The organism is Aminobacter sp. BE322, from assembly GCF_050433525.1.
In the GTDB taxonomy this organism is placed as follows: Bacteria; Pseudomonadota; Alphaproteobacteria; order Rhizobiales; family Rhizobiaceae; genus Aminobacter.
In genome coordinates this window covers 368,093-394,862 of record NZ_JBNPXB010000003.1, presented here as the reverse complement: position 1 = coordinate 394,862, position 26,770 = coordinate 368,093, and the positions used below count along the sequence as shown (strand labels likewise).

25 protein-coding genes are annotated in these 26,770 nt (G+C 67.3%); 20 read left to right on the top strand and 5 right to left on the bottom strand.

Translation table 11 applies throughout. The annotated features are described in order from the left end of the window. Window positions 1-17 precede the first annotated feature (17 nt). The gene (locus tag J2X50_RS08055; RefSeq protein WP_429093770.1) at window positions 18-1,082 is read left to right on the top strand and encodes a porin; all 1,065 of its coding nucleotides are present in this window, start codon (window positions 18-20) and stop codon (window positions 1,080-1,082) included. A 144-nt stretch (window positions 1,083-1,226) separates the two neighbouring features. Here the strand turns inward: J2X50_RS08055 and J2X50_RS08050 are convergent, their stop codons facing one another. Both J2X50_RS08050 and J2X50_RS08045 read right to left on the bottom strand, forming a co-directional pair. Beyond that, window positions 1,227-2,120: an alpha/beta fold hydrolase gene (locus J2X50_RS08050; RefSeq protein ID WP_429093733.1), complete on the bottom strand. Its 894-nt coding sequence runs from the start codon at window positions 2,118-2,120 to the stop codon at window positions 1,227-1,229. 82 nt (window positions 2,121-2,202) lie between these two features. Next, a complete protein-coding gene (locus tag J2X50_RS08045; RefSeq protein WP_429093731.1) occupies window positions 2,203-4,245 on the bottom strand; it encodes a lytic transglycosylase domain-containing protein in 2,043 nt (680 codons plus the stop codon). Window positions 4,246-4,478: 233 nt separating this feature from the next. Here J2X50_RS08045 and dapA point away from each other — a divergent pair, with 233 nt between their 5' ends. The 3 genes from dapA (at window position 4,479) to J2X50_RS08030 (ending at window position 7,830) form a co-directional block, all read left to right on the top strand. Further along, window positions 4,479-5,360: a 4-hydroxy-tetrahydrodipicolinate synthase gene (dapA, locus tag J2X50_RS08040; RefSeq protein WP_429093729.1), complete on the top strand. Its 882-nt coding sequence runs from the start codon at window positions 4,479-4,481 to the stop codon at window positions 5,358-5,360. 134 nt (window positions 5,361-5,494) lie between these two features. Continuing rightward, window positions 5,495-5,974: an SsrA-binding protein SmpB gene (gene smpB, locus J2X50_RS08035; protein WP_429093727.1), complete on the top strand. Its 480-nt coding sequence runs from the start codon at window positions 5,495-5,497 to the stop codon at window positions 5,972-5,974. A 1,631-nt stretch (window positions 5,975-7,605) separates the two neighbouring features. Beyond that, window positions 7,606-7,830, top strand: coding sequence for a hypothetical protein (locus J2X50_RS08030; RefSeq protein ID WP_429093725.1), 225 nt, complete (start codon window positions 7,606-7,608; stop codon window positions 7,828-7,830). 222 nt (window positions 7,831-8,052) lie between these two features. On the opposite strand, the gene J2X50_RS08025 is transcribed toward J2X50_RS08030, so the two are convergent. Further along, window positions 8,053-8,718 carry a uracil-DNA glycosylase gene (locus tag J2X50_RS08025; RefSeq protein ID WP_429093723.1) on the bottom strand — a complete coding sequence of 222 codons (666 nt, stop codon included), beginning with the start codon at window positions 8,716-8,718 and terminating at the stop codon, window positions 8,053-8,055. Between the two features lie 3 nt (window positions 8,719-8,721). Beyond that, a complete protein-coding gene (locus J2X50_RS08020; protein ID WP_429093721.1) occupies window positions 8,722-9,303 on the bottom strand; it encodes an NYN domain-containing protein in 582 nt (193 codons plus the stop codon). A gap of 277 nt (window positions 9,304-9,580) precedes the next feature. Between J2X50_RS08020 and rpoZ the strand changes: the two genes are divergently transcribed. The 9 genes from rpoZ to J2X50_RS07975 all read left to right on the top strand — a co-directional run bounded on the left by rpoZ (window position 9,581) and on the right by J2X50_RS07975 (window position 18,228). Then, window positions 9,581-9,976, top strand: a complete 396-nt coding sequence (gene rpoZ, locus J2X50_RS08015) for a DNA-directed RNA polymerase subunit omega (RefSeq protein ID WP_347964862.1) — start codon at window positions 9,581-9,583, stop codon at window positions 9,974-9,976. A 181-nt stretch (window positions 9,977-10,157) separates the two neighbouring features. Next, a complete protein-coding gene (locus tag J2X50_RS08010) occupies window positions 10,158-12,392 on the top strand; it encodes a RelA/SpoT family protein (RefSeq protein ID WP_429093718.1) in 2,235 nt (744 codons plus the stop codon). A gap of 37 nt (window positions 12,393-12,429) precedes the next feature. Further along, entirely contained in the window at window positions 12,430-13,008 is a 579-nt protein-coding gene (gene pyrE, locus J2X50_RS08005) for an orotate phosphoribosyltransferase (protein ID WP_429093716.1), read from the top strand. 316 nt (window positions 13,009-13,324) lie between these two features. Beyond that, the gene (gene acpS / locus J2X50_RS08000) at window positions 13,325-13,741 is read left to right on the top strand and encodes a holo-ACP synthase (protein WP_429093714.1); all 417 of its coding nucleotides are present in this window, start codon (window positions 13,325-13,327) and stop codon (window positions 13,739-13,741) included. Between the two features lie 77 nt (window positions 13,742-13,818). Further along, entirely contained in the window at window positions 13,819-14,565 is a 747-nt protein-coding gene (gene lepB / locus J2X50_RS07995) for a signal peptidase I (RefSeq protein ID WP_429093712.1), read from the top strand. 3 nt (window positions 14,566-14,568) lie between these two features. Next, window positions 14,569-15,291 (top strand): ribonuclease III, encoded by a 723-nt coding sequence (rnc, locus tag J2X50_RS07990; protein ID WP_429093710.1) that lies wholly within the window; start codon window positions 14,569-14,571, stop codon window positions 15,289-15,291. Then, window positions 15,288-16,217: a GTPase Era gene (gene era / locus J2X50_RS07985; RefSeq protein ID WP_429093708.1), complete on the top strand. Its 930-nt coding sequence runs from the start codon at window positions 15,288-15,290 to the stop codon at window positions 16,215-16,217. Before rnc ends, era begins: the two co-directional genes overlap by 4 nt. Window positions 16,218-16,427: 210 nt before the next feature. Next, window positions 16,428-17,660: a peptidase T gene (gene pepT, locus J2X50_RS07980; protein ID WP_429093706.1), complete on the top strand. Its 1,233-nt coding sequence runs from the start codon at window positions 16,428-16,430 to the stop codon at window positions 17,658-17,660. A gap of 94 nt (window positions 17,661-17,754) precedes the next feature. Further along, window positions 17,755-18,228 carry a cupin domain-containing protein gene (locus tag J2X50_RS07975; protein ID WP_429093704.1) on the top strand — a complete coding sequence of 158 codons (474 nt, stop codon included), beginning with the start codon at window positions 17,755-17,757 and terminating at the stop codon, window positions 18,226-18,228. Here the strand turns inward: J2X50_RS07975 and J2X50_RS07970 are convergent. Next, complete coding sequence (locus J2X50_RS07970; protein ID WP_429093702.1) at window positions 18,179-18,754, bottom strand: TetR/AcrR family transcriptional regulator; 576 nt, start codon at window positions 18,752-18,754, stop codon at window positions 18,179-18,181. The two genes, J2X50_RS07975 and J2X50_RS07970, sit on opposite strands and share 50 nt — an antisense overlap. A gap of 176 nt (window positions 18,755-18,930) precedes the next feature. Here J2X50_RS07970 and J2X50_RS07965 point away from each other — a divergent pair, with 176 nt between their 5' ends. From J2X50_RS07965 to J2X50_RS07935, 7 genes are all read left to right on the top strand, one after another. Then, a complete protein-coding gene (locus J2X50_RS07965) occupies window positions 18,931-19,839 on the top strand; it encodes an SDR family oxidoreductase (protein ID WP_429093700.1) in 909 nt (302 codons plus the stop codon). Between the two features lie 96 nt (window positions 19,840-19,935). Next, window positions 19,936-20,211, top strand: coding sequence for a metal-sensing transcriptional repressor (locus J2X50_RS07960; RefSeq protein WP_429093698.1), 276 nt, complete (start codon window positions 19,936-19,938; stop codon window positions 20,209-20,211). 88 nt (window positions 20,212-20,299) lie between these two features. Further along, complete coding sequence (locus J2X50_RS07955) at window positions 20,300-21,619, top strand: MFS transporter (RefSeq protein ID WP_429093696.1); 1,320 nt, start codon at window positions 20,300-20,302, stop codon at window positions 21,617-21,619. 155 nt (window positions 21,620-21,774) lie between these two features. Continuing rightward, a complete protein-coding gene (recO, locus tag J2X50_RS07950; protein ID WP_429093694.1) occupies window positions 21,775-22,536 on the top strand; it encodes a DNA repair protein RecO in 762 nt (253 codons plus the stop codon). After that, on the top strand, window positions 22,533-23,051 hold the full coding sequence (locus J2X50_RS07945) for a PaaI family thioesterase (protein ID WP_429093693.1): 519 nt from the start codon (window positions 22,533-22,535) through the stop codon (window positions 23,049-23,051). The genes recO and J2X50_RS07945 overlap by 4 nt, the downstream gene beginning before the upstream one ends. A gap of 33 nt (window positions 23,052-23,084) precedes the next feature. Further along, complete coding sequence (locus tag J2X50_RS07940) at window positions 23,085-25,817, top strand: DUF2339 domain-containing protein (protein ID WP_429093691.1); 2,733 nt, start codon at window positions 23,085-23,087, stop codon at window positions 25,815-25,817. A gap of 245 nt (window positions 25,818-26,062) precedes the next feature. Further along, window positions 26,063-26,701, top strand: coding sequence for an outer membrane protein (locus J2X50_RS07935; RefSeq protein ID WP_429093690.1), 639 nt, complete (start codon window positions 26,063-26,065; stop codon window positions 26,699-26,701). Window positions 26,702-26,770 lie beyond the last annotated feature (69 nt).

Below are 26,770 nucleotides of genomic sequence, written 5' to 3'. Positions count from 1 at the left end.
TGACTGGAGGTCAGAAAATGAACATCAAGAGCCTTCTTCTCGGCTCCGCTGCGGCTCTGCTCGCAGTCTCCGGCGCCCGTGCGGCCGACGCTGTCGTCGTCGCCGAGCCGGAGCCCATGGAATATGTCCGTATCTGCGACGTCTACGGCGCCGGCTTCTACTACATCCCGGGCACCGAGACCTGCCTCAAGATCGGCGGCCTCGTTCGCTACGAGATCGGCTGGACCGACGAAGACGATGGTTGGAAGAAGCAGGCCCTGTTCCGCCTCAAGCTCGATGCCCGTTCGGAGACCGAATACGGCACGTTCAAGCGCTATATCGAGTTCCAGGGCAAGAACGACGGCGGCCTTTACGACGTCGATGGCCACGAAATCGAGGGCGACAACAGCAGCTTCGCGGTTCGTTACGCATACTTCGAACTCGGCGGCCTGATGGTCGGTCGCAACGACACGCTGTTCGACGGCGACCTGTCGGGCGAGTTCGACAAGGGTGGTGGCGATTTCGTCCAGCAGATCCGCTACACCTTTGATGCAGGCAACGGCATCGCGGTGTCGGTCGGCCTGGAAGAGGAAGACTACGACTACGACTACGTCCCGCTCGTCACCGGCAAGGTGTCGATTGCTCAGGGCTGGGGTTCGGTCGACCTGTTCGCCGCTTACGACGATCGCCTCTCCGAATTCGCCCTCAAGGGTATCGCCAAGATCAAGGCGACTGACGCTCTGACGCTCGAGCTGCTCGCAGCTTACGAATCGGGCGCCACGTGGTTCGGCCTGATTGGTCCCTACGATGGCTACGAATGGTCGGTCGGCGGCTACCTGAAGTACCAGGTCAACGACAAGCTGGCGATTGGCGCCGGTGGTCAGTACTTCGCCGATTCCCAGTATGGCGACTTCATCCTGGGCAATGCTGTGACAGTCGATGAAGGCTTCAATGACTGGACCATCGGTGCGGTCATCGACTACAAGGTCGTCGAGAACCTGAACGCCAAGCTCGCCCTCAATTACACCGATGGCGATACTTTCGAAGACGCAGGTTCGGATGGCGTGTTCAGCGGCTTCCTCCGTCTCGACGCTTCGTTCTAATCGGCTCAACAGCTGATTTGAGAAAGACCCGGCGGGCGACCGCCGGGTTTTTTGCTTTTGAAGGTCAAGCAGCGTAGGTACGCAACGGGGAAGCTGCCCGGAAGGAGCGGTCTCGCGCTGATTTTGTCCCCTCTCGTAGCTTCCCTACCGGCCGCCGCTCTCCGCCGCGTCCATGAACGCCGCGATTCTCTCCGGCAGGTCGCCGGTATCGAGCAGCGGCGCATGCCCCTGGCCCTGGACGGTGACCGTCTCGCAGCGCGGGTGGCGCTTGGCCATCTGTTCGAGCGTTGCCGCCGACAGGAGCCGCGAATTGCTGCCGCGGATCGCCAGCACCGGAACGGCGGCCATCGCCTCGAATTGCGGCCAGAGATCCGGCAGCGGCCGGTCGAGATTCATGGCCTGGACCGTCTTCAAAAGCTTCGGGTCGAAGTCGGGCACGGGCTTGCCGCCGACGTCGCGGTAGATGGCGCGGACGAATCGCTGCCAGTCGGCCTTCGACAGGGCCGGAAAGGCCGGGCCATGGATGCCGCGCTGGATGGTGACGGCCTGGTCGAAGTCTGCCGGACGGGGAGAGGTTTCGAGATATGAGCGGATGTGGGCGAGACCGGTCGGCTCGATCACCGGGCCGATGTCGTTGAGGACGATAGCCTTGAGCAGGGCAGGGCGCATGGCCGCGAGAATATGGACGATGAGCCCGCCGCGGGAGGTGCCGATGAAGGCCGCACCGGCGATGCCGAGCACCGTCAGACCGTCGAGCACGTCGGTGGCCTCGGTCGCCACGCTGTAGTTCTGCCAGTTGCGGTCGTAGTCCGACTGGCCGCGGCCGCGATAGTCCAAGCATATGACGCGCCGGGGCTTGTCGCGGCTCGACGAAAGCCTGAGCGCGAGATCGTGGAAGTCGCGGGCGTTGCGGGTCAGGCCGGGCAGGCAGACGACGGGAAGCCGGCCGTTGTCTTCCTCGCCGTAGAGGCGCGCATGCAGCCTGAGGCCATCCTGCGCCGAATAGAAGAAGTCCGAAAAGCCCTGGCCTCTGCCCATTCGCGTCCCCGCATCGCGCCGACTGTGCCCGAAGACTTGCTATCGCGGCCCGCAGGCGAGGTCAAACGGCGACGGAGCCGGTTCAGCGGCCGTTGACCAGGTCGCCCTCGATGTCGTAGCGGCCCGACAGCCGCATCTTGTAGACCTGATAGTTTTCCATCACGCGCTGGACGTAGGTGCGGGTCTCCGTGAACGGAATGCGCTCGATCCAGTCGACGACGGTGTCGACGTCCTTGCCGCGCGGGTCGCCGTAGCGCTCGACCCATTGGGCGGCGCGCCGGGGGCCGGCGTTGTAGCCGGCGAAGGTGAGCACGTAGGAGCCGTTGAAGCGGCTGAGCTGCTCGCCGAGGAAGGCGGCGCCTAGCGTCGCATTGTAGCCGGCGTCGGTCGTCAGGCGGTCCTTCGAATAGGTCAGGCCGGCCTTCTTGGCCACGTCCTTGGCGGTACCGGGCAGAAGCTGCAGCAGGCCGCGCGCGCCGGCGCCGGACACCGCCGACACCTTGAACTCGCTTTCCTGGCGCGCGATCGCATAGGCCAGCGCCTTGCCGGAGCCGGAAATGTTGGCGGTGTCGGGAATGACGCCGATCGGATGCGACAGCGCGCCCACGTCGATGCCGCGCTGCGCGGCGATCTTGCCGATGCGCAGCGCCAGGTAGTGGTTTTCCTGCTTCTCGGCCATCGCCGCGAGCAATGCCAGCTCGCCCGGGCTGTTCAGCTGCGAGGCGAGGTCGCGATAGAGCAACTCGGCATAGCGGGCATAGCCAGCACTTTCCAGGCGCCGGATGGCGCCCACCGCCTCGCGCTGCTCGAAGCCCTGCCGGTCCTGGTCGGTCGGTTTTGGATAGACGACGTTGAGCGATTTCTGGCCGATCCTTTCGGCGGCGAGCTGGCCGTAGAAGGTCGTGCCATAGACCGCCGCGCGGGCAAAATAGTCCTTGGCGTTGCCGGGGCCGCCGGCTTCGGCGGCACGGCCGAGCCAGTAATAGGCGCGCGACAGCGAGATCGGGCTGCTGCCGATCTCGGCGATCCGGGCGAAATGCTGTGCCGCCGTTGCCGCGTCGTTGAGGCCGCGCAGCGCATACCAGCCGGCCTGGAATTCGCCATCCGCGGCATTGACGGGGCTTTCGGCGGCACGTGTGGCGACGATGCGGTAGGCCGTCTTGACGTCGCCCTTGTCGAGGAGTTCGCGCGACAAGGTCCTGCGCTCCATCCACCAGGCGTCCGGATCGATGAGTGCGGCGCGGTCCTTCGGCGCCTTCAGCATGGCCGCTGCGGCTTCGGTGAATTTCTGTTCCTTACGCAGATAGCGCGCCTTGGCGTAGATGTAGCCGGCGGCCCGCTGCCTGGCGGGGACTGCGTCCAGCAGGGCCGCGGCCTTCTTGTCTCCCTTGATCACCGCGCCCCAGGCGTCGGCCAGCGGCTTGGCGCCGGCGAGCGCGGCCACGCGCTGCGCCGATTCGACCCGGTCGGCGTAGAGCATGCGCTCCATCCTGAGGCGATGGTCGGCGGCCGGGATCAGCGAACCGAATTCCTTGATGATCGTCGCTTCCTTGTCCGCGTCGAGCTTCTCGGCGCGCCAGTAGGGGCGAAGCGTTGCGAGTGCCGCCTTGCCGTCGCCCAGCTGCAGCTGCGCGCGGGCAAGCAGGATCGCCCCTTCGATGGTCTGCGGCTCGCTGCCGCCGAAGGCCGACACGACGATGTCGGCTGACGGGTTCTCGCGCGCCATGGCGCGCTCGCTGTTGCGGCGCAGGTTGGCCAGCCCCGGCCAGGACGGCAGCGCCTGCGCCGCCGCGGCGATCTCGCCGCTCGGCACCTGGTCGCCGCCATTGATGGCGATGGCCCACATCAGGATATGCCGGTCGAGGGCCGTTTCCGGCAGGCCATCGCGTATCGCGCGTGCCTGCGCCAGATTGCCGCTCGACAGCGCGTCGAGGCCGCCCTTCAACCCGTCGATGTTGCCAAATGCGGCGCGCATTGCGTCGGGCTTGCCGACGCTGGCGAAAGGAAGTGCCGAAGTCGTCTGCTGATCGAGGCTCGATCCCGACGCAATGGCCGTCGACATCGCAAGAAATGCGCCCAGGAATACAGCACGATACGGCCTGCCGGCCGGAATGAGCTTCGCCATTCCTTGTCCTTACACTTTGCCTTTGGAAGCGGGTAGTAGAAACTCTAACAGCCGCTGGTGAAGAGGCGGTAAACGAAAGGTTAGCGCATTCACTCGAATTGCCCCGGATGCCCAATGCGCCCCACTTGCCGCAAATTGGTGTCGAGACTATGGTGCGCGGCCCTGCTTTCGGCTAGAAAGCCGGCGACATCAAAAAGACCGCGAAACCGTAGCGTTCCCTGGAGTTGGACGACATGCTGAGAGGCTCACTTACCGCGCTCGTGACACCATTCGACAAGAATGGCCGTCTCGACGAGAAAGCCTTTCGCGAACTCGTCGAATGGCAGATCGCCGAGGGCACCACGGGCCTCGTTCCGGTCGGCACGACCGGCGAGTCGCCGACGCTGACCCATGACGAGCACCGCCACGTGGTGAAGATGTGCGTCGAGGTGGCGCGCGGCCGCGTGCCGGTCGTCGCCGGTGCCGGTTCGAACAACACCGAGGAGGCCGTCGGGCTGGTCAAGTTCGCCGAGAGCGTCGGCGCCGATGCCGTCCTGGTTGTCACCCCCTATTACAACAAGCCGACGCAGCGCGGCCTCTATGCGCATTTCGCGGCTGTTGCCCAGGCGACGACCCTGCCGGTCATCATCTACAACATCCCGCCGCGCTCGATCATCGACATGACGCCGGAGACGATGGGCAGGCTTGCCCACGACTTCAAGAACATCGCCGGCGTCAAGGACGCGACCGGCAAGGTCGAGCGCGTCTCCGAGCAGCGCATCACCTGCGGCAAGGACTTCATCCAGCTGTCGGGCGAGGACGCTTCGGCGCTCGGCTTCAACGCCCATGGCGGCGTCGGCGCGATTTCCGTGACCTCGAATGTCGCCCCCAGACTGTGCGCCGAGTTCCAGAACGCCAGCCTGTCGGGCGACAAGGACAAGGCACTGGAGCTGCAGGACCGCCTGATGCCGCTGCACAAGGCGATCTTCATCGAGCCGGGCGCTTCGGGCGCGAAATATGCGCTGTCGCGTCTCGGCCGCATCGAGAACGTGCTGCGCTCGCCGCTTGTCACCATCGAGCAGTCGACCGCCGAGAAGATCGACGCGGCGATGAAGCTAGCCGGCCTCATCAACTGAGCTGCGCAAAGCCCTTGAAAGAGCCCGCTCGCGCGGTCATCTGAAGGCGTCTTTCGCGCTGTCCGCGCGGCGGCAATCCTGCCGCGCCGGCCACGAAAACACCAACATTTGGCTCGCCTGAGCGAGTGAGAGACATGGTACAGGGCAAGAAATCCGACCCCAACAACAAGATCGCCGCGGAAAACCGCAAGGCGCGCTTCAACTATGAGGTGCTCGACACGCTCGAGACCGGGCTGGTGCTGACCGGCACCGAGGTCAAGTCGCTGCGCGACGGCCACGCCAACATCCAGGAATCCTATGCGTCGCTGGAGGGTGGGGAGTTCTGGCTGATCAATTCCTACCTGCCCGAGTACCTGCAGGCCAACCGCTTCAACCACGAGCCGCGCCGCCGCCGCAAGTTGCTGTTGAGCAAGCGCGAGATGGCCAAGCTCGGCCAGGCGATCGACCGCGAGGGCATGACGCTCGTGCCGCTCAAGATCTACTTCAACGACCGCGGCCGTGCGAAGCTCCTGCTCGCCGTCGCCCGCGGCAAGAAGCTGCACGACAAGCGCGAGACCGAGAAGAAGCGCGACTGGAACCGCGAGAAGGGGCGTTTGCTCAAGGAGCGCGGGTAGGGGGCTCTTCTCACCTCTCCGCCTCGCTGCGCTCGGCACCTCCCGAGGGCGGCGGCGAGCGCAGCCTCGGGCGACCCCACCCCGATCTTCAAGGGGCCGCCACGTCTCATTCCTTCCCACCCCCCTCTGCCCTGCCGGCGTTCGTCGCCTTCGGCGACCACTCCTCACCCCCCACAAGGGGGAGATTGGCAGCTTCAACGCCTCGCCCCTTGCTACCGACTCTCAAGGAATTCTGTTGCAACGCTGGTGATTGGCCGGGACGTCGGTGACGGCCTGATCTCCCCCCTTGTGGGGGAGATGGGCGGCAGCCCAGAGGGGGGTGCTGTCCCGCATACCTATCCGCACCTATCCATTGCCACGCTCGCTTTCGCGCCTGGCCATTGTCAAAGAACACTCCCTTGCCGGGAGGTGGTTCGGGAGGCGGGGCGCGCGGCCGAGCCGTCCGATAGATTGATACGTGGCGCGAACCCCGCGCCCCGCCCGGTGTCTGTCCCTCGGTCGGCCGGTCACAGGTCCGTCCCACGGTCTTTTCGTGGCCTGAACCCGCGGCTTCTCCGCATCCTCCGGCACCCGCCATTTGCGGCGCGCGCCGGACGACGCCGGCCTGTCGACGGGCCCTCGGAGCCACGGCTACCGCAGCCGTGGCGGGAGGTCACCGCCGCCCTCCCTGACACCCGGTGCGCACCAGGTCCCGACAAGGGCGATGGCACAAGGATACGGAAGGTTTTGCAGGGGGTGGAAAAACGGGAGAATTTCTCCACGCACATTGCTGACAGAGTTCCTGACAAATTGGCGGACATCCTGAGCCGGTTCACGACGCAGACCTTCAGCGTCTCATTCCGTCCCACCCCCCTCTGCCCTGCCGGCGTTCGTCGTTCGAAAAGCCAAGCAATTGGCTTTTCGTCGCCTTCGGCGACCACTCCTCACCCCCCACAAGGGGGAGATTGGCAGCTCCGGCGTCTCGCCCCGACTTTCACACCGCAAGGGATTTGAGGATTTGACCAGCCTCATACCCCCACCCCTAACCCCTCCCCACAAGGGGGAGGGGGACTTGCTTGCCGCCCTTGCGGCCAAGATCGTTGACGGTTGGCGCGACGGCGGTGCCGCAGAATTCCCCTCCCCCTTGTGGGGAGGGGTCAGGGGTGGGGGTCGCTTCACATGCGATTGGCCGGCCAGGCATGGTCGCCGAAAGTGCCGAATGCCCCCGGAAGGAATGGCGCGCTGGAGAGAGAAAAATCTCCCGGCCGTGGAAAAGATATCCACGCAAGACCAGCGGTCGCGGCATGGAACCTGGGCATCGGGAGGCAGAAGCCTCCGGGGGATTGTCAGCGCCTCGGGCGGGGTCTCGACGCAAAGCCCTATGATCCGGACCATGCTTCGTCTTCTCGGATTCCCGGCAAGCAATGTCGATCCTGGCGCGAATTGGCACGCGCTGCCGAAATCAGCGATTAACCAAGCGCAGCCGAACTGCCGGAACGGGCGTCGAAATACGGCATTTGCCGTATGCCCGCGTTGGCGGTTTGCGTCCATTCCACCATGCAGACCACGCTCCTGGCGCAAGCGTGGTTCGGCACCGGCGTGGTGCCTCGCTGTGCCGCAAATGGCCAATGGCCGGTGAAAGGAACCAATCGATGAAGACGATCATGATGGCGGCGGCGGCGTCGCTGATGCTGATGCCTGCGGCATTTGCCGCAGTCCCGGCGACGGCCCAGACTGCCGCGAAGCCAGTGGCCAGCAGTGAAAGGCCGAAGGATGCCGCTGCCATGCAGCTGGCCGCCGGACCCAACAGGAGCGGCGCAACTTCTGCGACGTCGCGCGGCAGGGGCTTCACCCCGGGCAAGGGCTGGGCCGGCTGAACGCGCGGCCCATCCGGTCCGTTGCCCGAGCGGGGCATCGTCGTCGCCGGCGCGCGGTTTTCATCGCCGAGCAGCCTGCGGCCAGGATGATGGCCCGTTCGCGATCATGCGGCTGGCGCGATAGCCAGCCGTTCCATATTCCACTGTCCCTTGCCCGATCGTCGCCTCGTGCACGATCGGGCTTTTTTTGAGGGAAGCCCTGCCGGCCCGGCCGCCAGCCGGCTATTCCTGCAAGAATTCCGCTACGTTGCGGAAAACATTGACGAACATCTCTTCCGTCAAGACGCCCGTATTGGTGTTGTAGCGCGAGCAGTGATAGCTCGAAAACACCGCGATGCCGCCGACATCGGTGCGGGCGCCGTGCTTGAAGGGGACGGCCGCGACGCGCGCGCCGAGAGCGCGAACGGTCGATTGGTGGCCGATCGAGCCGAGCGTCAGGATGGCTTTCAGATTGGGAAAACGCGCGATGGTCGGCACCAGGAAGCTGCGGCAGGTGTTGATCTCGGCGCCGACCGGCTTGTTCTCGGGCGGCACGCAGCGCACCGCGTTGGTGATTGCCGTGCCGATGAGTTCCAGGCTGTCGTCGGGGCGGGCGAGGAACTCGCCGCGCGCCATGCCGAAGCGCTTGAGCGTGGCGTAGAGCAAGTCGCCGGCGTAGTCGCCGGTGAACGGCCGTCCCGTCCGGTTGGCCCCGCGCAGGCCGGGCGCCAGGCCGACGATGAGGAACTTGACGCCGTCCTCTCCCTCCGGAGGCAGGAAGGAGCGGACGGGCGCGTTGTACCAGCCCGGCTCGCGCTCGCGCCAGCCGGCGATGAAGCCGTGCAGGCGCGGGCAGAGCGGGCAATCCCGGTCGGGGTCGACCGGCTGGGCTGACGCGGGAGACAGCATCTGTCAGGCGTCGTCCGGCGTCGGCTCGACCGGATCGGGCTTGCGGACCGGGCGCTCCGACGGCTCGCGGCCGATTTCGGCCTTGAGCGTCATCAGGTCGATGAAATGGTCGGCCTGGCGGCGCAGGTCGTCCGAGATCATCGGCGGCTGCGAGGCCATGGTGGAGACCACGCTGACCTTCCTGCCGCGGCGCTGCAGCGCCTCGACGAGGGTGCGGAAATCGCCGTCGCCCGAGAAGATGACGTAGTGGTCGACGACGTCGGCGAGCTCGAGGGCATCGACCGTCAGCTCGATGTCCATGTTGCCCTTGATCTTGCGCCGACCGGTGGCGTCGGTGAACTCCTTGGCGGGCTTGGTGACGACCTTGAAGCCGTTGTAGTCGAGCCAGTCGATGAGCGGCCGGATCGAGGAATACTCCTGATCCTCGACGAGCGCGGTGTAATAATAGGCGCGCAGCAGGTAGCCGTGCTTCTGGAAGCTTGCGAGCAGTTTTCGGTAGTCGATGTCGAAGCCGAGGGAGCGGGAGGTGGCGTAGAGATTTGCTCCGTCGATAAACAGTGCGATCTTCTCGCGAGGATCAAACATAGGAAAATTCCTTGTTGAAATAGGCCGATGCCAAATTCGCTCCTGGGAGCGTCCGTTCTCCCCCAAACAATGGTCTTACCCCAATCCGGGAAATATCGCCCGTCCGCCGTCATTCCAAGAGGGGTAGGGTTGCCTCCGGGTAAAAAAATTGTGGCTGGACGCGACCGGCCCGGAAGCGACATGGCCGCGCGCCGGCTTCATGCTTGAATTATCCGGGCTTTCGCGATAAGGCAGCCGTCAAGCTTTCCGTCACATCCATGCATGAAAGGGGCACTTCATGGCCCGCGTAACCGTTGAAGACTGCATCGACAAGGTCGGCAACCGCTTCGAGCTCGTGTTGCTGGCCGGCCACCGCGCCCGCCAGATCTCGCAGGGCGCGCAGATCACGCTTCCGCGCGACAACGACAAGAACCCGGTCGTGGCGCTGCGCGAAATCGCCGACGAGACGCTGTCGCCCGACGATCTCAAGGAAGACCTGATCCACTCGCTGCAGAAGCATGTCGAGGTCGACGAGCCGGAGCCCGAGGCGCCGGAGGCTGCCGACCAGACCACGGCTTCGGCCATCGACAGCGACGAGCCCGAAGAGAACATCAACTTCGACCGCATGTCGGAAGAAGACCTGCTCGCCGGCATCGAGAGCCTGGTTGCTCCGGAAAAGAGCGACGACTACTGAGGCCTTTTGCGAATTCCACCCTGCCGCGAGGCCGCGGCGGGGCGAATTCACCAAAAAGGCCGCGTCGGGAGCCGATCCGGCATCTGCCGGCCCTTTCGTCCCGGCATTTTCGTGGTTATCTATGGCATGCGCCGCAAGTCATTGCGGCGCATGATTCATTTCAAGTTCCGGGAAGCCGCCCATGATGCGTCAGTATGAGCTTGTCGAGCGCGTGCAGCGCTACAAGCCTGACGTCAACGAGGCGCTGCTCAACAAGGCCTATGTCTACGCCATGCAGAAGCATGGCCATCAGCGCCGTGCCTCGGGCGATCCCTATTTCTCGCATCCGCTCGAAGTGGCGGCGATCCTCACCGAGATGCATCTCGACGAGGCGACGATCGCGGTGGCGCTGCTGCACGACACGATCGAGGACACCACTGCCACGCGCGCCGAGATCGACGAGTTGTTCGGCCCCGACATCGGCAAGCTGGTCGAGGGGCTGACCAAGCTGAAGAAGCTCGACCTCGTCTCCAAGAAGGCCGAGCAGGCGGAGAACCTGCGCAAGCTGCTGCTGGCGATCTCGGAGGACGTGCGCGTGCTCCTGGTCAAGCTCGCCGACCGGCTGCACAACATGCGCACCCTGCACCACGTGCCCGAGAGCAAGCGGCTGCGCATCGCCGAGGAGACGATGGACATCTATGCGCCGCTCGCCGGCCGCATGGGCATGCAGGGCATGCGCGAGGAGCTCGAGGAGCTCGCCTTCCGCTACATCAATCCGGAGGCCTACCGGACGGTGACGGAGCGGCTGAAGGACCTTTCCGAGCGCAACAAAGGCGTGCTCGCAGACATCGAGAAGTCGCTGTCGGAGCTGTTCGAGAAATATGCCATCAAGGCCAAGGTGACGAGCCGGCAGAAGAAGCCCTGGTCGGTGTTCCGCAAGATGGAGACCAAGGCGCTGTCCTTCGAGCAGCTGTCGGACATCTTCGGCTTCCGCGTCGTCGTCGACGGCGTCGAGGACTGCTACCGGGCGCTCGGCGCCATCCATACCTCGTGGTCGATGGTGCCGGGGCGCTTCAAGGACTATATCTCGACGCCCAAGCAGAACGACTACCGCTCGATCCACACCACCATCGTCGGCCCGTCGCGCCAGCGCATCGAGCTGCAGATCCGCACCCGCGAGATGAACAAGATCGCCGAATACGGCGTGGCGGCACACTCGATCTACAAGGACAACATCGCCAAGCTCAACGGCGCCGGCCACCAGATATCGAAGGATACCAACGCCTATGCCTGGCTGAGGCGCACCATCGAGCAACTGGCCGAGGGCGACAGCCCCGAGGACTTCCTCGAGAACACCAAGCTCGAGCTGTTCCAGGACCAGGTGTTCTGCTTCACGCCCAAGGGCATGCTGATCGCGCTGCCGCGCGGCGCCACCCCGATCGACTTCGCCTATGCGGTGCACACCGACGTCGGCGACACCTGCGTGGGCGCCAAGGTCAACGGCCGGGTGATGCCGCTGATGACCGAGCTCAAGAACGGCGACGAGGTCGAGATCATCCGCTCCAAGGCGCAGGTGCCGCCGGCGGCGTGGGAATCGATCGTGGTGACCGGCAAGGCGCGCGCCGCGATCCGGCGGGCGACCAAGAACGCCATCCGCAAGCAATATTCGGGGCTGGGCACGCGCATCCTCGAGCGTACCTTCGAGCGCGCCGGCAAGAAGTTCTCCAAGGACGGCCTGAAGCCGGTGCTGCACCGGCTGGCGCGCAAGGACATCGAGGACGTGCTGGCCGCGGTCGGCCGCGGCGAGCTGTCGTCGAACGACGTGGTGCGCGCCGTCTTCCCCGACTACAAGGAGGAGCGCGCGACGCCGACGACGCCCAAGCAGCGCGAGGAGGGCTGGTCGAAGATCCGCAACGCCGCCGGCATGCTGTTCCAGATCCCCGGGCGCGGCGCGCCGAGCCAGCGCCAGGAGACCAAGCGCTGGGGGCCGGCGGTGCCGATCCGCGGCGTCAGCGGCGACCTGCCGGTCAAGTTCGCGCCGGAGGGGGCGGTGCCGGGCGACCGCATCGTCGGCATCATGCAGCCCGGCTCGGGCATCACCATCTATCCGATTCAGTCGCCGTCGCTGATGGCCTTCGACGACCAGCCGGAGCGCTGGATCGACGTGCGCTGGGACCTCGACGAGGGTTCGAAGGAGCGCTTCCCCGCCCGCATCTCGGTGACGGCGATCAACGCGCCGGGGTCGCTCGCCGACATCGCCCAGGTGGTGGCGGCCAACGACGCCAACATCCACTCGCTGTCGATGGTGCGCACCGCGCCCGACTTCACCGAAATGCTGCTCGATCTCGAAGTGTGGGATCTGAAGCACCTGAACCGGCTGATCTCCCAGCTCAAGGAAAACAACAGCGTCAGCGACGCGCGCCGCGTCAACGGCTGACGGCCGCCGCACGCTGGACGACGACAGGAAGGAAACAATGCAGACAAGCGAAGTCCTGGACATCTTCCGCTCGGCGGGCGCGGTGCTGGAAGGCCATTTCATCCTGACCTCGGGCCTGCGCAGCCCCGTCTTCCTGCAGAAGGCGCGGGTGTTCATGCATGCCGACAAGACCGAAGCGCTCTGCAAGGCGCTGGCCGCAAAGATTCGCGACCGGGTGGGCGGCGACATCGACTACGTCGTGGGGCCCGCGATCGGCGGACTGATCCCGGCCTACGAGACGTCGCGGCATCTCAAGGTGCCGGCGATCTGGGTCGAGCGCGAGCAGGGCACGTTCCGCCTGCGCCGCTTCGAGATCGAGAAGGGCGCGCGCGTCGTCATCGTCGAGGACATCGTCACCACCGGCCTGTCGATCCGCGAGACCATCGAATGCCTGCGCGGGCTCGGCGCCGAGGTGGTGGCAGCTGCCTGCATCATCGACCGCTCGGCCGGCAAGACCGATGTCGGCGTGCCGCTGATCGCGCTCGCCGAATACGAGGTGCCGGCCTATCCGGCCGACCAGCTGCCGCCGGAACTCGCCGCGATCCCGGCGATCAAGCCGGGCAGCCGGAACATCTGAGGCGGATGGCGGTGCCAAGCTTGCCCTCAACCCAAGTGCTGCGCGGCGATGGTGGCCGCAAGGGCAGGGCAATCGCACATGTAGGCACCCCCACCCCTAACCCCTCCCCACAAGGGGGAGGGGGATTTTGCGCAGCGCCCGTTCATCGCCAGAGGTCGATGATCTTGGCCAGAACGTCGGCCGCTGACTGCTCCCCCTCCCCCTTGTGGGGAGGGGTTAGGGGTGGGGGTAGTCCTCACTCCCGACCCCTTTTGGCCCCCACCCCGGCGCTGCGCGTCGACCCTCCCCACAAGGGGCAGGGTGGAGGGCGGCACCCATGATCATCGGCATCGGCAGCGACCTGGTCGACATCAGGCGGATCGAGAAGTCGATCGAGCGCCATGGCGAGCGCTTTATCCAGCGCGTCTTCACCGAAGCCGAGCAGGCGCGGGCGGAAAGCCGGCGCGGGCGCATCGCCTCCTATGCCAAGCGCTTCGCCGCCAAGGAGGCCTGCGCCAAGGCGCTCGGCTGCGGCATCGCCGAAGGCGTGTTCTGGCGCGACATGGGCGTGGTCAACCAGCCGGGCGGGCGGCCGACCATGGAGCTGAGCGGCGGCGCGGCGCGGCGGCTGGCGGCAATGACGCCGCCGGGCCAGCGGGCGGTGGTGCACCTCACCATCACCGACGATTTTCCGCTGGCGCAGGCCTTTGTGGTGATCGAGCTGCAGGCCGCCGAACAACCGCCATCTTCCTAGGCTCTTGGCGGCGGCAGAGACATTGCCCCCGGGCCTGCGAGCCCTTATACCCATCGCGACCTACAATCGAGGACGACATGAGCGTGGCTGAAAAACAGAAGAAGTCCGGCGGGCTGGGCGAGACCGTGAGCGTCATCGTCCAGGCGCTGCTCTTGGCGCTGGTGATCCGCACCTTCCTGTTCCAGCCGTTCTCGATCCCTTCGGGCTCGATGCGGCCGACGCTGCTCGAGGGCGACTACCTGTTCGTCACCAAATGGGCCTACGGCTATTCGCGCTTCTCGCTGCCGCTGTCGCCCGACCTGTTCTCGGGCCGCATCTTCGGGTCCGACCCCGAGCGCGGCGACGTCGTCGTCTTCAAGTTCCCGCCGAACCCCTCGCTCGACTACATCAAGCGCGTCATCGGCCTGCCCGGCGACCGCATCCAGATGAAGGAAGGCGTGCTCTACATCAACGGCACCGCCGTGCCGCGCGAGAAGGTCGGCCAGATCGACAATCCCGACATCACCGAGGAAAACCGCCCGGTCGACGTCTACCGCGAGACGCTGCCCAACGGCGTCTCCTACGACACGCTCGACCTCACGCCCAACGCGATCGGCGACGACACGCGCGAATTCGTCGTGCCCGAGGGCCATTTCTTCATGATGGGCGACAACCGCGACAACTCGACCGACAGCCGCTTCACCGTCGGCTTCGTGCCGGCCGAGAACCTCGTCGGCCGCGCCAACATCATCTTCTTCTCGATCGCCAGCGGCGCCAGCCCGCTCGAGATCTGGAAGTGGCCGACCGAGATGCGCGGCTCGCGCCTGTTCAACTTCGTCAGATAGGAAATGTCTGCGAAGCGCCTCACCGCCACCGATCTCGCCGATGCGCTGCAGCTGCGCACCGGCCACGTCTTCCGCGATCCCCAGCGCCTGCAACGGGCGCTGACGCATGGCAGCGCCCGCAGCGCCCATGCCGGGGTCGACTATGAGCGCTTCGAGTTCCTGGGCGACCGTGTGCTGGGGCTGGCGGTGGCCGACATGCTGCTGGCCGACTTCCCCGAGGCGCCCGAGGGCGAGCTCTCGGTACGGCTCAACGCGCTGGTCAATGCCGAGGCGCTGGCCCAGATCGCCGACCAGATCGGCCTTGCCGACCTGATCCGCGCCGGTTCGGAGGTGCGCAACCTCGCCGAGCGCAAGCGCGTCAACCTGCGCGCCGACGCGCTGGAATCGCTGATCGCCGTCATCTATCTCGACGGCGGGCTCGACGCCGCCAAGCGCTTCATCCACAAATACTGGAAGCCGCGCGCCGTGGCCGTGGACGCCGCCCGCCGCGACCCCAAGACCGAGCTCCAGGAATGGGCCCACCAGGCCGCGAGTGCGGTGCCCGCCTACCGGATCGAGAGCCGCACCGGCCCCGACCACGACCCCGTCTTCACCGTCAGCGTGCGGGTGGGGGATTATCCGTCGGCCACCGGCACCGGGCGCTCCAAGCGCGAGGCCGAGCAGAACGCCGCCGCCACCGTGCTGTTGCGCGAGGGCGTGTGGAAGAACGAGGAGACCGCGTCGTGACCGATGCCCCCGAAACCGCCGCATCCGAAACGGCAGCCACGCGCTCTGGCTTCGTCGCCCTGATCGGCGCGCCGAACGCCGGCAAGTCGACGCTGGTCAACCAGCTGGTCGGCGCCAAGGTGTCGATCGTCACCCACAAGGTGCAGACCACGCGCGCCATCGTGCGCGGCATCGCCACCCACGACAACGCCCAGATCGTCTTCGTCGACACCCCCGGCATCTTCAGGCCGCGCCGCCGCCTCGACACCGCCATGGTGACCACCGCCTGGGGCGGGGCCAAGGACGCCGACCTGATCCTGGTGCTGATCGACGCCGAGCGCGGCATCAAGGGCGACGCCGACGCCATCCTCGAGCGCCTCAAGGACGTGCGCCAGCCCAAGGTGCTGATCCTCAACAAGGTCGACCGGGTCAATCCCGAGGTGCTGCTGAAGCTGACCTCGGAAGCCAACGAGCGCGTCGAGTTCGAATGCACCTTCATGGTCTCGGCGCTGACCGGCTCGGGCTGCAAGGACCTGCTCGGCTTCCTGGCGAGGCGCTTGCCGGAAGGCCCCTGGTACTATCCCGAGGACCAGATCTCCGACCTGCCGATGCGCCAGCTGGCCGCCGAGATCACGCGCGAAAAGCTCTATCTGCGCCTGCACCAGGAACTGCCCTATTCGTCGCATGTCGAGACGGAGAAGTGGGAGGAGAAGCCCGACGGTTCGGTGCGCATCGAGCAGGTCATCTATGTCGAGCGCGACAGCCAGAAGAAGATCGTGCTCGGCCACAAGGGCGAGACCATCCGCGCCATCGGCCAGGCGGCGCGCATGGAAATCGGCGGCATCCTCGAGCAGAAGGTGCACCTGTTCCTGTTCGTCAAGGTGCGCGAGAACTGGGGCGACGACCCCGAGCGCTACCGCGAGATGGGGCTGGAGTTCCCGCACTAGGCGAGGCGTTGGGGCTGATCAGTCCTAGTTCAACGCCTGCCATGTGCGGCCTCGCGGCAAGTCGAGGAACCATCGGTCCAGAACCCCAGAACCTCCGCGCCACCACCGTCCGCCCATCCGCTGGCCCAACGGCGGTCGTGGCGAAAGGCATTCACGGCGGCCGGCGGGGCGGCTATAGCAGGCGGACCGACAGACGCATTGGACCTTGCCATGACCGACACCGTGCTCGACCGTTTCCTCCGCTACGTCGTCATCGACACCCAGTCGGACCCCAGGTCCCCGGCGCAGCCTTCGACGGAGAAGCAGAAGAACCTTGGCCGCCTGCTGGTCGAGGAACTGTTGGCGATGGGCCTGTCCGACGCGCATCTCGACGCGCACGGCTACGTCTATGCGACGATCCCCGCCAATAGCGACAAGCAAGTGCCGGTGATCTGCTTCTGCTCGCACATGGACACCGCGCCCGATTTCACCGGCACCGGCGTGAAGCCGCGGGTTATCAGGAAATATGAGGGCGGCGACATCGTGCTTGCGGGCGACCCTTCGCGCGTCATCAAGGTCAGCGAGCATCCGGAGCTGAAAAACCAGATCGGCAACGACATCGTCACCACCGACGGCACGACGCTGCTCGGCGCCGACGACAAGGCCGGCGTGGCCGAGATCATGGCGGCGGCGCAGGTGCTGGTCGCCAATCCCGACATCCGGCACGGCACGATCAAGATCCTGTTCACGCCGGACGAGGAGATCGGCCGCGGCGTCGACAAGGTCGATTTCGCCAAGCTCGGCGCGAAATTCGCCTACACCATGGACGGCGAGACCGCCGGCACGATCGAGGACGAGACGTTCTCCGCCGACGGCGTCGAGATCACCATCCAGGGCGTGGCCATGCATCCCGGCTTCGCCAAGGGCCGCATGGAGAACGCCATCAAGATCGCCGGCGCGATCGTCGACCGCCTGCCGAAGGACCAGGCGCCCGAAACGACCGACGGACGGCAGGGCTTCGTGCATCCGACCAATGTCAGCGGCTCGATGGAGAAGGCGACGATCAGCCTGATCGTGCGCGACTTCCGCGACGAGGGCCTGGCCGAGAAGGAGGCGATGCTGCAGGCGATCGTCAGCGACGTGCTGAAGGGTTTCCCCGGCTCGAGCTACGGCTTCGTGGTCAAGGAGCAGTACCGCAACATGAAGGTGGTGCTCGACCGCCACCCCGAGATCGTCGAGCACGCCGTCGAGGCGATCCGCCGCGCCGGCATGGAGCCGGTGCGCGGCAGCATCCGCGGCGGCACCGACGGCTCCAGGCTGTCGTTCATGGGCCTGCCTTGCCCCAACATCTTCGCCGGCGGCCACGCCTTCCACTCGCCGCTCGAATGGGTGAGCCGGCAGGACATGGAAAAGGCGGTCCGGACCATCGTCGAGCTCGCCAGGGTGTGGGAAGAGCGGGCGTAGTCCGGGCGACCGGCGGATGGCTGTTTGCCAAGCGTGAGTTGACGGCCTACCCTTGAGGTGGCGGCCTTCGCTGCCGGCTCGGGGGACCAGCGCGATGCAGACTGTCGTCCACACGGATCATGCGCGCGAACAGTGGCGCGCGGGCGTCGAGAGCCGCATGCTGGTTTCGGCCGGCTGCGGCGCACGGCAGCTCTGCATCTTCGAGCAATGGGTGGCGCCCGGCGCCGGAGCGCCGACCCATTTTCACCCGGTCGAGGAAGTGCTGACGGTCCTGGCCGGCGAGGCCGAGGTCTGGTTCGGCGATGAACGTGCGAAACTCGTCGCCGGCCAGTCGATGATCGTGCCTGCCGGGCAGAGCCACGGCTTCCACAACCCGGGCGAGGCGACCTTGCACATGCATGCGGTGCTGGCGTCGTCCGAATTCGTGGCGATCCGCGCGGACACCGGCGAAACGATCCGGCGATGGGGGGAGGCGAGCCCTGAAGCCGAAAGCCCTGGGCGCCCGGGCGAGCGGCGGCTCAATCCTCTCCGGCGGGCACCGCGAGGATCGCGGCCACGAACTGCCTGAGGCCGGCTTCGACGAAGTCCTCGACCTGGCCCTCGGGCTCGAACGCCCACCACAGCAGCGATCCCTGCCATTGGGAGGCCATCAGCAGGCCCAGGCCCTGCGGCGCGCCGGCCATGCCTGACAGGCGCTCGTCGAGCGCCGTGCACAGCGCCGCCTTCCAGGCTGTGCCGCGCGCCCGGAGCACCGGGTCGCGCAGGTCCTCGCGCAACAGCAGCAGCCCCTCGGCATAGGTCTCGATGCCGCCATAGTGCGACAGGCCGACGAGCAGCTCGATGGCGCCGTCGGGCGTTTGCGGCGCTGAGGCAGCAAGCGCTGCGGTCATCTCGTCGAGGCCGTCCCAGGCGCGGAGCAGGGCGGCCTGCTTGAGGCCGGCCTTCGACTTGAAGCGCTGCACCAGCGTCGCGGGCGACAGGCCGCAGGCGCGGCCGAGGCTTTCGAAGGTCAGCGCTTCGGGGCCGTGCCGGTGGAGAAGCTTGTTGGCGGCATCGAGGATGTCGAGGTCGGAGAGGGTTCTGGGGCGGGCCATATTGACCTTTGATTTATAAACGAATATTCATTTATATATTGGCTCGAGACAAAATGCCAGTCCGGTGTGCGCGGGCCTTGCCCGATTTGCATGGATCGCGGGCATCGGGCGCGGCGAATGCCCGGGGCGGGCGCTTGTGCCCAGCTTGTGCCGAAGAAGTTGTACGGGAGAGTTCGATGACGCTTCAGGGAAAGGTGGCGCTGGTTGCCGGCGCGACACGCGGCGCAGGCCGTGGCATCGCCGTCGAACTGGGCGCGGCCGGGGCGACGGTCTATGTCAGCGGCCGCACGACGCGCGACCGCCGCTCCGAGTACGACCGGCCGGAGACCATCGAGGAGACGGCGGAACTGGTGACCGCCGCCGGCGGCAAGGGCGTTGCCGTGCCCACAGACCATCTGGTGGCGGAGGAGGTGCGCGCGCTGGTCGAGCGCCTGCGCAGGGACGAGGGCAGGCTCGACGTGCTGGTCAACGATGTCTGGGGCGGCGAAAAGCTGTTCGAGTGGAACAAGCCGGTGTGGGACCACAACCTCGACAACGGCCTGCGCCTGCTGCGGCTCGGCATCGACACGCATCTGATCACCGCGCATTTCGCCCTGCCGCTGATGATCGAGCGGCCCGGCGGGCTGCTGGTCGAAGTGACCGACGGCACCGCCGACTACAATGCCAGGAACTACAGGCTGTCGCCCTTCTACGACCTCGTCAAGACTTCGGTGCTGCGCCTCGCCTGGGCGCACGCCAAGGACCTCGCGCCGCACGGAGCGACCGCGGTGGCGATCACCCCCGGCTGGCTGCGCTCGGAGATGATGCTGGAGGCCTTCGGCGTGACCGAAGCCAACTGGCGCGACGCAACCGCCAAGGTGCCGCACTTCGTCATCTCGGAGACGCCGCGCTTCGTCGGGCGGGCGGTGGCCGCGCTGGCCGCCGACCCCGGCGTCGCGCGCTGGAACGGCCAGTCGCTGTCGAGCGGCGGGCTCGCCCAGGTCTACGGCTTCACCGATCTCGACGGCTCGCGCCCCGACGCCTGGCGCTATCTCGACGAGGTGGAGGCGGCAGGCAAGCCGGCCGACGCGACCGGGTACCGGTAGGACGGCGCGGCGGCCAGGGCCGAAGGCGGCGCCTGCCGATGCGCTCAAGGCGCAATCGCGCTTGACCTATACCCTCCGGGGGGATAGCAGTTGCGCATGACGGAACACACCCACGCTTCCCACCACGACACGCTCAAGCGGCTGAAGCGGGCCGAGGGCCATCTTCGCGGCATCATCGCCATGATCGAGGCGGGCCGGCCCTGCCTCGACGTCGCCCAGCAGTTGCATGCGGTCGAAAAGGCCGTCGGCCAGGCCAAGCGCACGCTGATCCAGGACCATCTCGACCATTGCCTGGAGGAGGCCGTCGGGCCGCTGCCGCGCGAGCAGCGCCAGTCGATCGACGAGTTCAAGGAAATCACCAAGTACCTCTGAGGGGGCACCGCAGAGGCCTTGCAAGATCTCGCCTGCGCCGCGCGACGACTTGGCCTTCGGGCCACCGAACATAACCAGGGCCGGACCGATGCTTCAGATACTCTCCAACCGAACCTATCGCCATCTGTTCGCGGCCCAGGTGATCGCCCTGATCGGCACCGGCCTTGCCACCGTCGCGCTCGGGCTGCTCGCCTATGAACTGGCGGGACCGGACGCGGGTGTGGTGCTCGGCACCGCGCTGGCGATCAAGATGGTCGCTTTCGTCGGCGTGGCGCCTGTCGCCGCCGCCTTCGCCGAGCGGCTGCCGAGGCGCTCGATGCTCGTCTGTCTCGACCTGGTGCGCGCGGCGGTGGTTCTGCTTCTGCCCTTCGTCACCGAGGTGTGGCAGGTTTATGTGCTGATCTTCCTGCTGCAGTCGGCGTCGGCCGGCTTCACCCCGGCCTTCCAGGCGACCATTCCCGACGTGCTGCCCGACGAGCGGGACTATACGCGGGCGCTGTCGCTCAGCAGGCTCGCCTATGACCTCGAAAGCCTGGTCAGTCCCATCCTGGCGGCGGCGCTGCTGACGGTGGTCGGCTTCCACGACCTGTTCGCCGGTACCGTCGTCGGCTTCCTGGCCTCGGCCGCATTGGTCGTCTCGGTGACGCTGCCGAGCCCGCATGCTTCCGCCCCGCCCGGCATCTACGAGCGGACGACGCGGGGCCTGCGCATCTATCTCGCCACGCCCCGGCTGCGCGGCCTGCTGGCGGTCGGGATGGCGGTCGCCGCCGCCGGCGCGATGGTGATCGTCAACACCGTCGTCATCGTCCAGGGCGAATACGGCCTGACGCAACGGTCGACGGCAATCGCGCTCGCTGCCTATGGCGGCGGGTCGATGCTGGCGGCGCTGATGCTGCCCGGCATCCTCGACCGGGTGCAGGATCGCTCGATCATGCTGGCGGGCATAGCCTTGCTGGCGCTCGGCCTCGCTTCCGGCACGCAGGTAGAGGGCCTCGCGTCGCTGATGCCGCTGTGGTTCGTCCTCGGCCTCGGCTATTCGATCGCCCAGACGCCGGCGGGCCGGCTGCTGAGGCGCTCGTCGCGTCCAGAGGACAGGCCAGCCGTGTTTGCCGCGCAGTTCGCGCTTTCCCATGCCTGCTGGCTGGTTACCTACCCGCTGGCGGGCTGGCTCGGCGTGACCGTCGGCCTTCCGGCCACCTTCGTCGTCATGGCTGCGATCGCGGCCGTGGCCACGGCCGCGGCCCTGGTCCTGTGGCCGTCGTCCGACCCGGACGTCGTCGACCACGACCATCACGACCTCGCCGACGACGATCCGCATTGGGCCGAGGGCGGCCACCGCCTCGGACACCGGCACGCCCACGGCTTCGTCATCGATGCGCTCCACCCGCAATGGCCGCGCCACGGCTGAGGACAGCCTGGCGCCCGTGACGCTGCGGCCGCGTTTTCGGCGTGCGAAAGGCGGGCTGCGGTGCGCCGGCCAGCCTTGAGGGAGGCTGCCGGCGTTTGCCGCGGAGCCTTGCCATTGTCCTTGATTTCGCGGCCCAACCGGCTGATGGTCCGGCCATGGAGTGGCGCGACGAAGGAATCATCCTCGGCACGAGACGGCACGGCGAGACCTCCGCCGTGCTCGAGGTGATGACGCGCGCCCATGGCCGCCATCTCGGCCTGGTGCGCGGCGGCCGCTCGCGCAAGCAGCAGCCGGTGCTGCAGGCCGGCAACCGCGTCGACCTGGTCTGGCGGGCGCGGCTCGACGAGCACCTGGGCACCTTCCAGGCCGAGCCGATCGAGCTCAACGCGGCGCGGCTGATCGACAGCGCCGTCGCCGTCTATGCCCTGCAGACGCTTGCCGCGCATCTCAGGCTGCTGCCGGAACGCGACCCGCATGCCGGGCTCTACGAGACGCTGGCGATCATGATCGACCATCTCGGCGAGGCCGACGGCGTCGGCGAACTGGTGGTGCGCTTCGAACTGCTGGTGCTGGATGAACTGGGCTTCGGCCTCGACCTCACGGAGTGCGCGGCGACCGGCGCGCGCGAGGACCTCGGCTACGTGTCGCCGAAATCCGGCCGCGCCGTATCGCGCGCGGCGGCCGGGCCGTGGCGCGACAAGCTGTTGCCGCTGCCCGCCTTCCTGCGGCGCGGCGCGCGCGAGGGCGCGGACCTTGCCGCGATCGAGGATGCGTTCCGGCTTACGAGCTTCTTCTTTGCCCGCCATGTCTACGAGCCGCGTGGCCTCGAGGCGCCGGAGCCGCGCGGCGGCCTGCTTGCGGCGCTGCGCAAGTTCTACGCCGCCCGGGCGATCTCGCATGGAGGCACCGCCGCATGAGCGAAGTCGAGCTGTTTCCCGGCCATGTCTCGAAGCTGGGCCTGGGCACGATCCCGCACGACGACGTCCATCTCCATTCGGGGCTGGAGCTGCTGCAGCGGGTGGTCGACGGGCTCTATCCGGCGCCGCCGATCGCGGGGCTCCTGAATTTCACGCTGACGGGCGTGGAGGAGGGGCGGGCGGTGTTTCGCGGGCTGCCTGGCGCGCATCATCTCAATCCGCTCGGCACGGTGCATGGCGGCTGGGCCGCGACCCTGCTCGATTCGGCGCTCGGCTGCGCCGTGCACAGCACGCTCGCCAAGGGCGAGGCCTATACGACGGCGGAGTTCAAGGTGAACCTGACGCGGCCGATCACCCCCAATACGGGCGAGGTGGTCTGCGAGGGCAGGGTGATCCACAAGGGCAGGACGCTCGCCGTCGCCGAAGCCAGCCTGAAGGACGGCAGCGGCAAGCTGCTCGCCTTCGGGACCGAAACATGCTCGATCTTCCCCGTCGCCAATCTCGCGGCGCGGTGATCATCCAAGGCCAAATCTGAGGGGGAGCTGGCCATGTTCGAAAGCCTTCTGGGCGTCATTGCCATTGTCGCGCTGATCGTCATCGCGTCGAAGCAGCAGTCGCGGCTCAACCTGCTCGAACGCGAGCTGCGTGCGCTGCGCGGTCTCGTGCTTTCGGGCGTAGCGCCGGCTGCGGCCACGAAGGTTGCCGAGGCATCGGCGGAGACCGTTGGCGAACCGCCTGCGCCCGAGGCGCCGAAGGCCACGGCAGACGAAGCGCCCGCGCTCGCGCCGGTCGCCGAACAGGCTGCCGGGCAGGCCCAGCCGACGAGGGCCGAAGAGCTTCCGGCCGCAGCCGCAGCTGCGGCGGAGGCCACACAGGCCGGACCGTGGAGCGGCGCCGAGACGCCCGCGGAGCCCGAGGCGGCGCGCGAAAGGCCCGACATCGAAACCGCGCTCGGTACGCGCTGGGCGGTGTGGGTCGGCGGGCTGGCGCTGGCCTTCGGCGCGGTCTTCCTGATCAAATATTCGATTGAATCCGGCCTGTTCGGCCCCGGCGCGCGGCTGACGCTCGCGGCACTTCTTGGTCTCGCGCTGGTCGGCGGCGGCGAGTTCATCCGTCGCACCGGCTACCGGGTGCCGGTAGAGGGCGGCGGCAGCGCCTACATCCCGGCGATCCTGACGGCGGCTGGGGCGTTCGCGCTGTTCGGCACGGTCTATGCCGCGCACGGGCTCTACGGCTTCATCGGCGCGGGGCCGGCCTTCGTGCTGTTGGGCATCATCGGCGTCGCGACGATCGCCGCGGCCCTCGCGCACGGCCAGGCGCTGGCCGGGCTCGGCCTGCTCGGTGCCATGGTGACGCCGGCGCTGATCTCGTCGACGGCGCCCAACATCTGGGCGCTGTTCGGCTATCTCGCCATCGTGCTTGCGGCCACCGCGGCGGTGGCGCGGATCAGGCGCTGGACGCTGCTGATGGGCGCGGCCTTCGTCGGCACCGGACTGTGGACGCTGCTCTACCTCGCCGACGCGCCGCTGGCCGATTTCACCGTCATCCTGTTCATCAGCGCCGCGACGCTCGCCACGCTCGCCTTCGTCTGGCTGGGGCGCGGCGAGGATCAGGCGGAACTGGACTGGCCGTCGATCGTGCCGGCGTTCTTCCTGGCGATCACCGCGCTGGTGCTGTTCGTCCACCCGACCTATGCCGGGCTCGGCGGGCCGCTCAGGGGTGCTGCCGTGCTGCTCGGCCTGCTGGCGGTGGCGGCCTACCGGCCCGGCGCGCTGGCTCTGCTGTTCGCGGCGGGTGCGGCGACGGTGCTCGTCTATCTGCGCAACGCCTCGGGCGGCACGCTCGAGCTCGACCTGCCGGTGGGCGGGCTGACCTTCGAGGGCCTGCCGATCGAGCTGTCGGGCGCCGAGCTCACCCGCATCGGCTGGGGGCTCGGGCTCGTCTTCGCCGGGCTGGGCCTGTGGCAGGCCAGGCGGCTGCTGGTCGCCACGCCGTGGCGGGCGGCCGCCTGGATGGGATGGGGCGTGGCGGTGCCGCTGGTGGTGCTGTTCTCGCTCTGGTTCGCCTATGGCAACCCGGACCGCGACCTGTTGCGCGCCGTGATCGCGGCAGTGCTGGTGGTGGCCTTCGCCGCCGGCGGCGAGTGGCTGGCGCGGGCGGAGGAGCCGCCGCTCGCGGGCGGCCCCGCCATCTCCTTCGCGCTCGGCGGCGCCGGTGTCGCCCTGCTGCTCGCCCTGCACATGGGCTTCGGCTCCGGCTGGACCACGGTGCTCTCGGGTGCGGCCGCCGCGCTGCCGGCGCTGGCGACGCGGCAGCGCGGCTATCCGGTGCTGGGCTGGCTGAGCGTCGGCGCCGCGGCCGTGGTGCTGGCGCGCGTCGCCTTCGATCCGACGATCGTCGGCGCCGATCTGCTCGGCACGACGCCGGTGTTCAACTGGCTGCTGCCCGGCTACGGCATTCCCGCGCTCGCCTTCGGCTTTTCCGCCTGGCAGCTGGCGCGCACCACCGACGGCAGGCCGCGGCTGGTCATGGAGGCGGTGGCGGCGCTGTTTTCGCTGCTTGCGGTGGCGATGCTGGTGCGCCACGCGATGAACGGCGGCGTCATCCATGCCGGCACGCCGACGCTCGCCGAGCAGGCGATCTACACGCTGATCGCGATCGGCGGCGGCGGCATACTGACGGCGCTCGACATGCGCTCGCCGAGCCCGGTGCTGCGCTACGGCTCGCTGGCGATCGGCGTGCTGTCGGTGCTGTTCGTCGTCGCCCAGCATTTCATGGTGCTGAACCCGCTGTTCACCGACGAGCGGACGGGAGGCATTCCGTTCTTCAACCTCCTGTTCCTCGCCTATCTGCTGCCGGCGGTGGCGGCGGCGGGGCTGGCCTATTACGCCAGGGGCAAGCGGCCGCAATGGTATTCGGCGATGCTGGCGCTGGTGGCCGCACTTCTCGCCTTCGCCTATGCGACGCTTTCGGTGCGCCGGCTGTTCCAGGGCGAATATATCGGCCTGTGGGCCGGGCTCGGGCAGTGGGAGACCTACTCCTATTCGGCACTCTGGCTCGCCATGGGCGTCGCCCTGCTGGTCGCCGGCGTCAAGCTGAGCTCGCAGGTGCTGCGCGTCGCCTCGGCGGCACTCATCTCGGTGGCGGTGGCCAAGGTGTTCCTGTTCGACATGTCGGAGCTGGAGGGCGTGCTGCGGGCGCTGTCGTTCATCGGCCTGGGTGCCGTGCTCATCGGCATCGGCCTGTTCTACCAGCGGCTGCTGACCCGGAGCGCACGGTAGGGATAGGCCAGGAAGGTTCGGTAACCATCTGTTAAGCTTACCGAAACTTTGCCGCCGGATATCGCATTTTAGCGATCCGGCGCAATGTTTCGGCAATGGATCGGGGCCAAGGTCCGGCCGCGCCAATGAACTGGCGTGCGGGACCAGGCCGGCGGATCCTCCCCCTTGCCGCCATGCCGACGTCCTGCCGATGCAGCTGCGGAGCCCGATGCCGAGCAGCCTCGAGCAATGTCGGAGCAATACTCATGTCCACGCGAAATCTGTTTTTCGTTCTCTTCGCTGGCCTAGCGCCGCTTACCGTTCCGGCCGTCGCAACGGCGGCGGACGTGGCCTCGAACTACGACAATTCGCAGGAATCGTCGGCCGGCTACGACTGGTCGGGCACCTATGCCGGCGCCCAGGTCGGCATCACCAGGGACGGCTTCCCCAACCCGTTCTCGGGCAAGACCGGCTGGCAGATCGGCGCCCAGGGCGGCATCAACTTCCAGTCGGGCATGGTCGTCTATGGCGGCGAGGTCGAAGGCAGCTACTCGACCGGCGCCACCTACAACATCGGCAACGGCGCCAAGCTCGAACGCAACTGGGATGCCGCGGCCAAGGTCCGGGCGGGCGTCGCCCTCGACCGCACGCTGGTCTATGGCACCGCCGGCTATGGCGTCACCAAGTTCGAGGCCAAGCGCAACGTGACGTCGGGCGACAACTGGGAAGGCGGCTACCTCTTGGGCGGCGGCGTCGAGCAGGCGCTGGGCGACAAGCTGTCGGCCAAGGCCGAATACAATTACGTCGACTACGGCAAGGTCCGCTCGACCATCTCGGGCGTCGGCAACCGGGCCAAGGACCTGGACAGCCACACCCTCAAGCTGGGCGTGAACTACAAGTTCTGATCGGTACCGCCGATCGAACAGGAACTGGAGCCCCGGGCGTGGCATCGCGTCCGGGGTTCTTCCGTTTCA

Excerpts from the sequence above, each read along its gene's own strand:
- rpoZ (WP_347964862.1), top strand. The coding sequence starts at position 9,581 with ATGGCCCGCGTAACCGTTGAAGACTGCATCGACAAGGTCGGCAACCGC.
- J2X50_RS07945 (WP_429093693.1), top strand. The coding sequence starts at position 22,533 with ATGAGCGAAGTCGAGCTGTTTCCCGGCCATGTCTCGAAGCTGGGCCTG.
- rnc (WP_429093710.1), top strand. The coding sequence starts at position 14,569 with ATGTCTGCGAAGCGCCTCACCGCCACCGATCTCGCCGATGCGCTGCAG.
- recO (WP_429093694.1), top strand. The coding sequence starts at position 21,775 with ATGGAGTGGCGCGACGAAGGAATCATCCTCGGCACGAGACGGCACGGC.
- pyrE (WP_429093716.1), top strand. The coding sequence starts at position 12,430 with ATGCAGACAAGCGAAGTCCTGGACATCTTCCGCTCGGCGGGCGCGGTG.
- J2X50_RS07975 (WP_429093704.1), top strand. The coding sequence starts at position 17,755 with ATGCAGACTGTCGTCCACACGGATCATGCGCGCGAACAGTGGCGCGCG.
- J2X50_RS08010 (WP_429093718.1), top strand. The coding sequence starts at position 10,158 with ATGATGCGTCAGTATGAGCTTGTCGAGCGCGTGCAGCGCTACAAGCCT.
- lepB (WP_429093712.1), top strand. The coding sequence starts at position 13,819 with ATGAGCGTGGCTGAAAAACAGAAGAAGTCCGGCGGGCTGGGCGAGACC.
- J2X50_RS07960 (WP_429093698.1), top strand. The coding sequence starts at position 19,936 with ATGACGGAACACACCCACGCTTCCCACCACGACACGCTCAAGCGGCTG.
- acpS (WP_429093714.1), top strand. The coding sequence starts at position 13,325 with ATGATCATCGGCATCGGCAGCGACCTGGTCGACATCAGGCGGATCGAG.
- J2X50_RS08055 (WP_429093770.1), top strand. The coding sequence starts at position 18 with ATGAACATCAAGAGCCTTCTTCTCGGCTCCGCTGCGGCTCTGCTCGCA.
- J2X50_RS08030 (WP_429093725.1), top strand. The coding sequence starts at position 7,606 with ATGAAGACGATCATGATGGCGGCGGCGGCGTCGCTGATGCTGATGCCT.
- J2X50_RS08050 (WP_429093733.1), bottom strand. The coding sequence starts at position 2,120 with ATGGGCAGAGGCCAGGGCTTTTCGGACTTCTTCTATTCGGCGCAGGAT.
- J2X50_RS07935 (WP_429093690.1), top strand. The coding sequence starts at position 26,063 with ATGTCCACGCGAAATCTGTTTTTCGTTCTCTTCGCTGGCCTAGCGCCG.
- J2X50_RS08025 (WP_429093723.1), bottom strand. The coding sequence starts at position 8,718 with ATGCTGTCTCCCGCGTCAGCCCAGCCGGTCGACCCCGACCGGGATTGC.
- J2X50_RS07970 (WP_429093702.1), bottom strand. The coding sequence starts at position 18,754 with ATGGCCCGCCCCAGAACCCTCTCCGACCTCGACATCCTCGATGCCGCC.
- J2X50_RS07955 (WP_429093696.1), top strand. The coding sequence starts at position 20,300 with ATGCTTCAGATACTCTCCAACCGAACCTATCGCCATCTGTTCGCGGCC.
- smpB (WP_429093727.1), top strand. The coding sequence starts at position 5,495 with ATGGTACAGGGCAAGAAATCCGACCCCAACAACAAGATCGCCGCGGAA.
- J2X50_RS08045 (WP_429093731.1), bottom strand. The coding sequence starts at position 4,245 with ATGGCGAAGCTCATTCCGGCCGGCAGGCCGTATCGTGCTGTATTCCTG.
- dapA (WP_429093729.1), top strand. The coding sequence starts at position 4,479 with ATGCTGAGAGGCTCACTTACCGCGCTCGTGACACCATTCGACAAGAAT.
- pepT (WP_429093706.1), top strand. The coding sequence starts at position 16,428 with ATGACCGACACCGTGCTCGACCGTTTCCTCCGCTACGTCGTCATCGAC.
- J2X50_RS07940 (WP_429093691.1), top strand. The coding sequence starts at position 23,085 with ATGTTCGAAAGCCTTCTGGGCGTCATTGCCATTGTCGCGCTGATCGTC.
- J2X50_RS08020 (WP_429093721.1), bottom strand. The coding sequence starts at position 9,303 with ATGTTTGATCCTCGCGAGAAGATCGCACTGTTTATCGACGGAGCAAAT.
- J2X50_RS07965 (WP_429093700.1), top strand. The coding sequence starts at position 18,931 with ATGACGCTTCAGGGAAAGGTGGCGCTGGTTGCCGGCGCGACACGCGGC.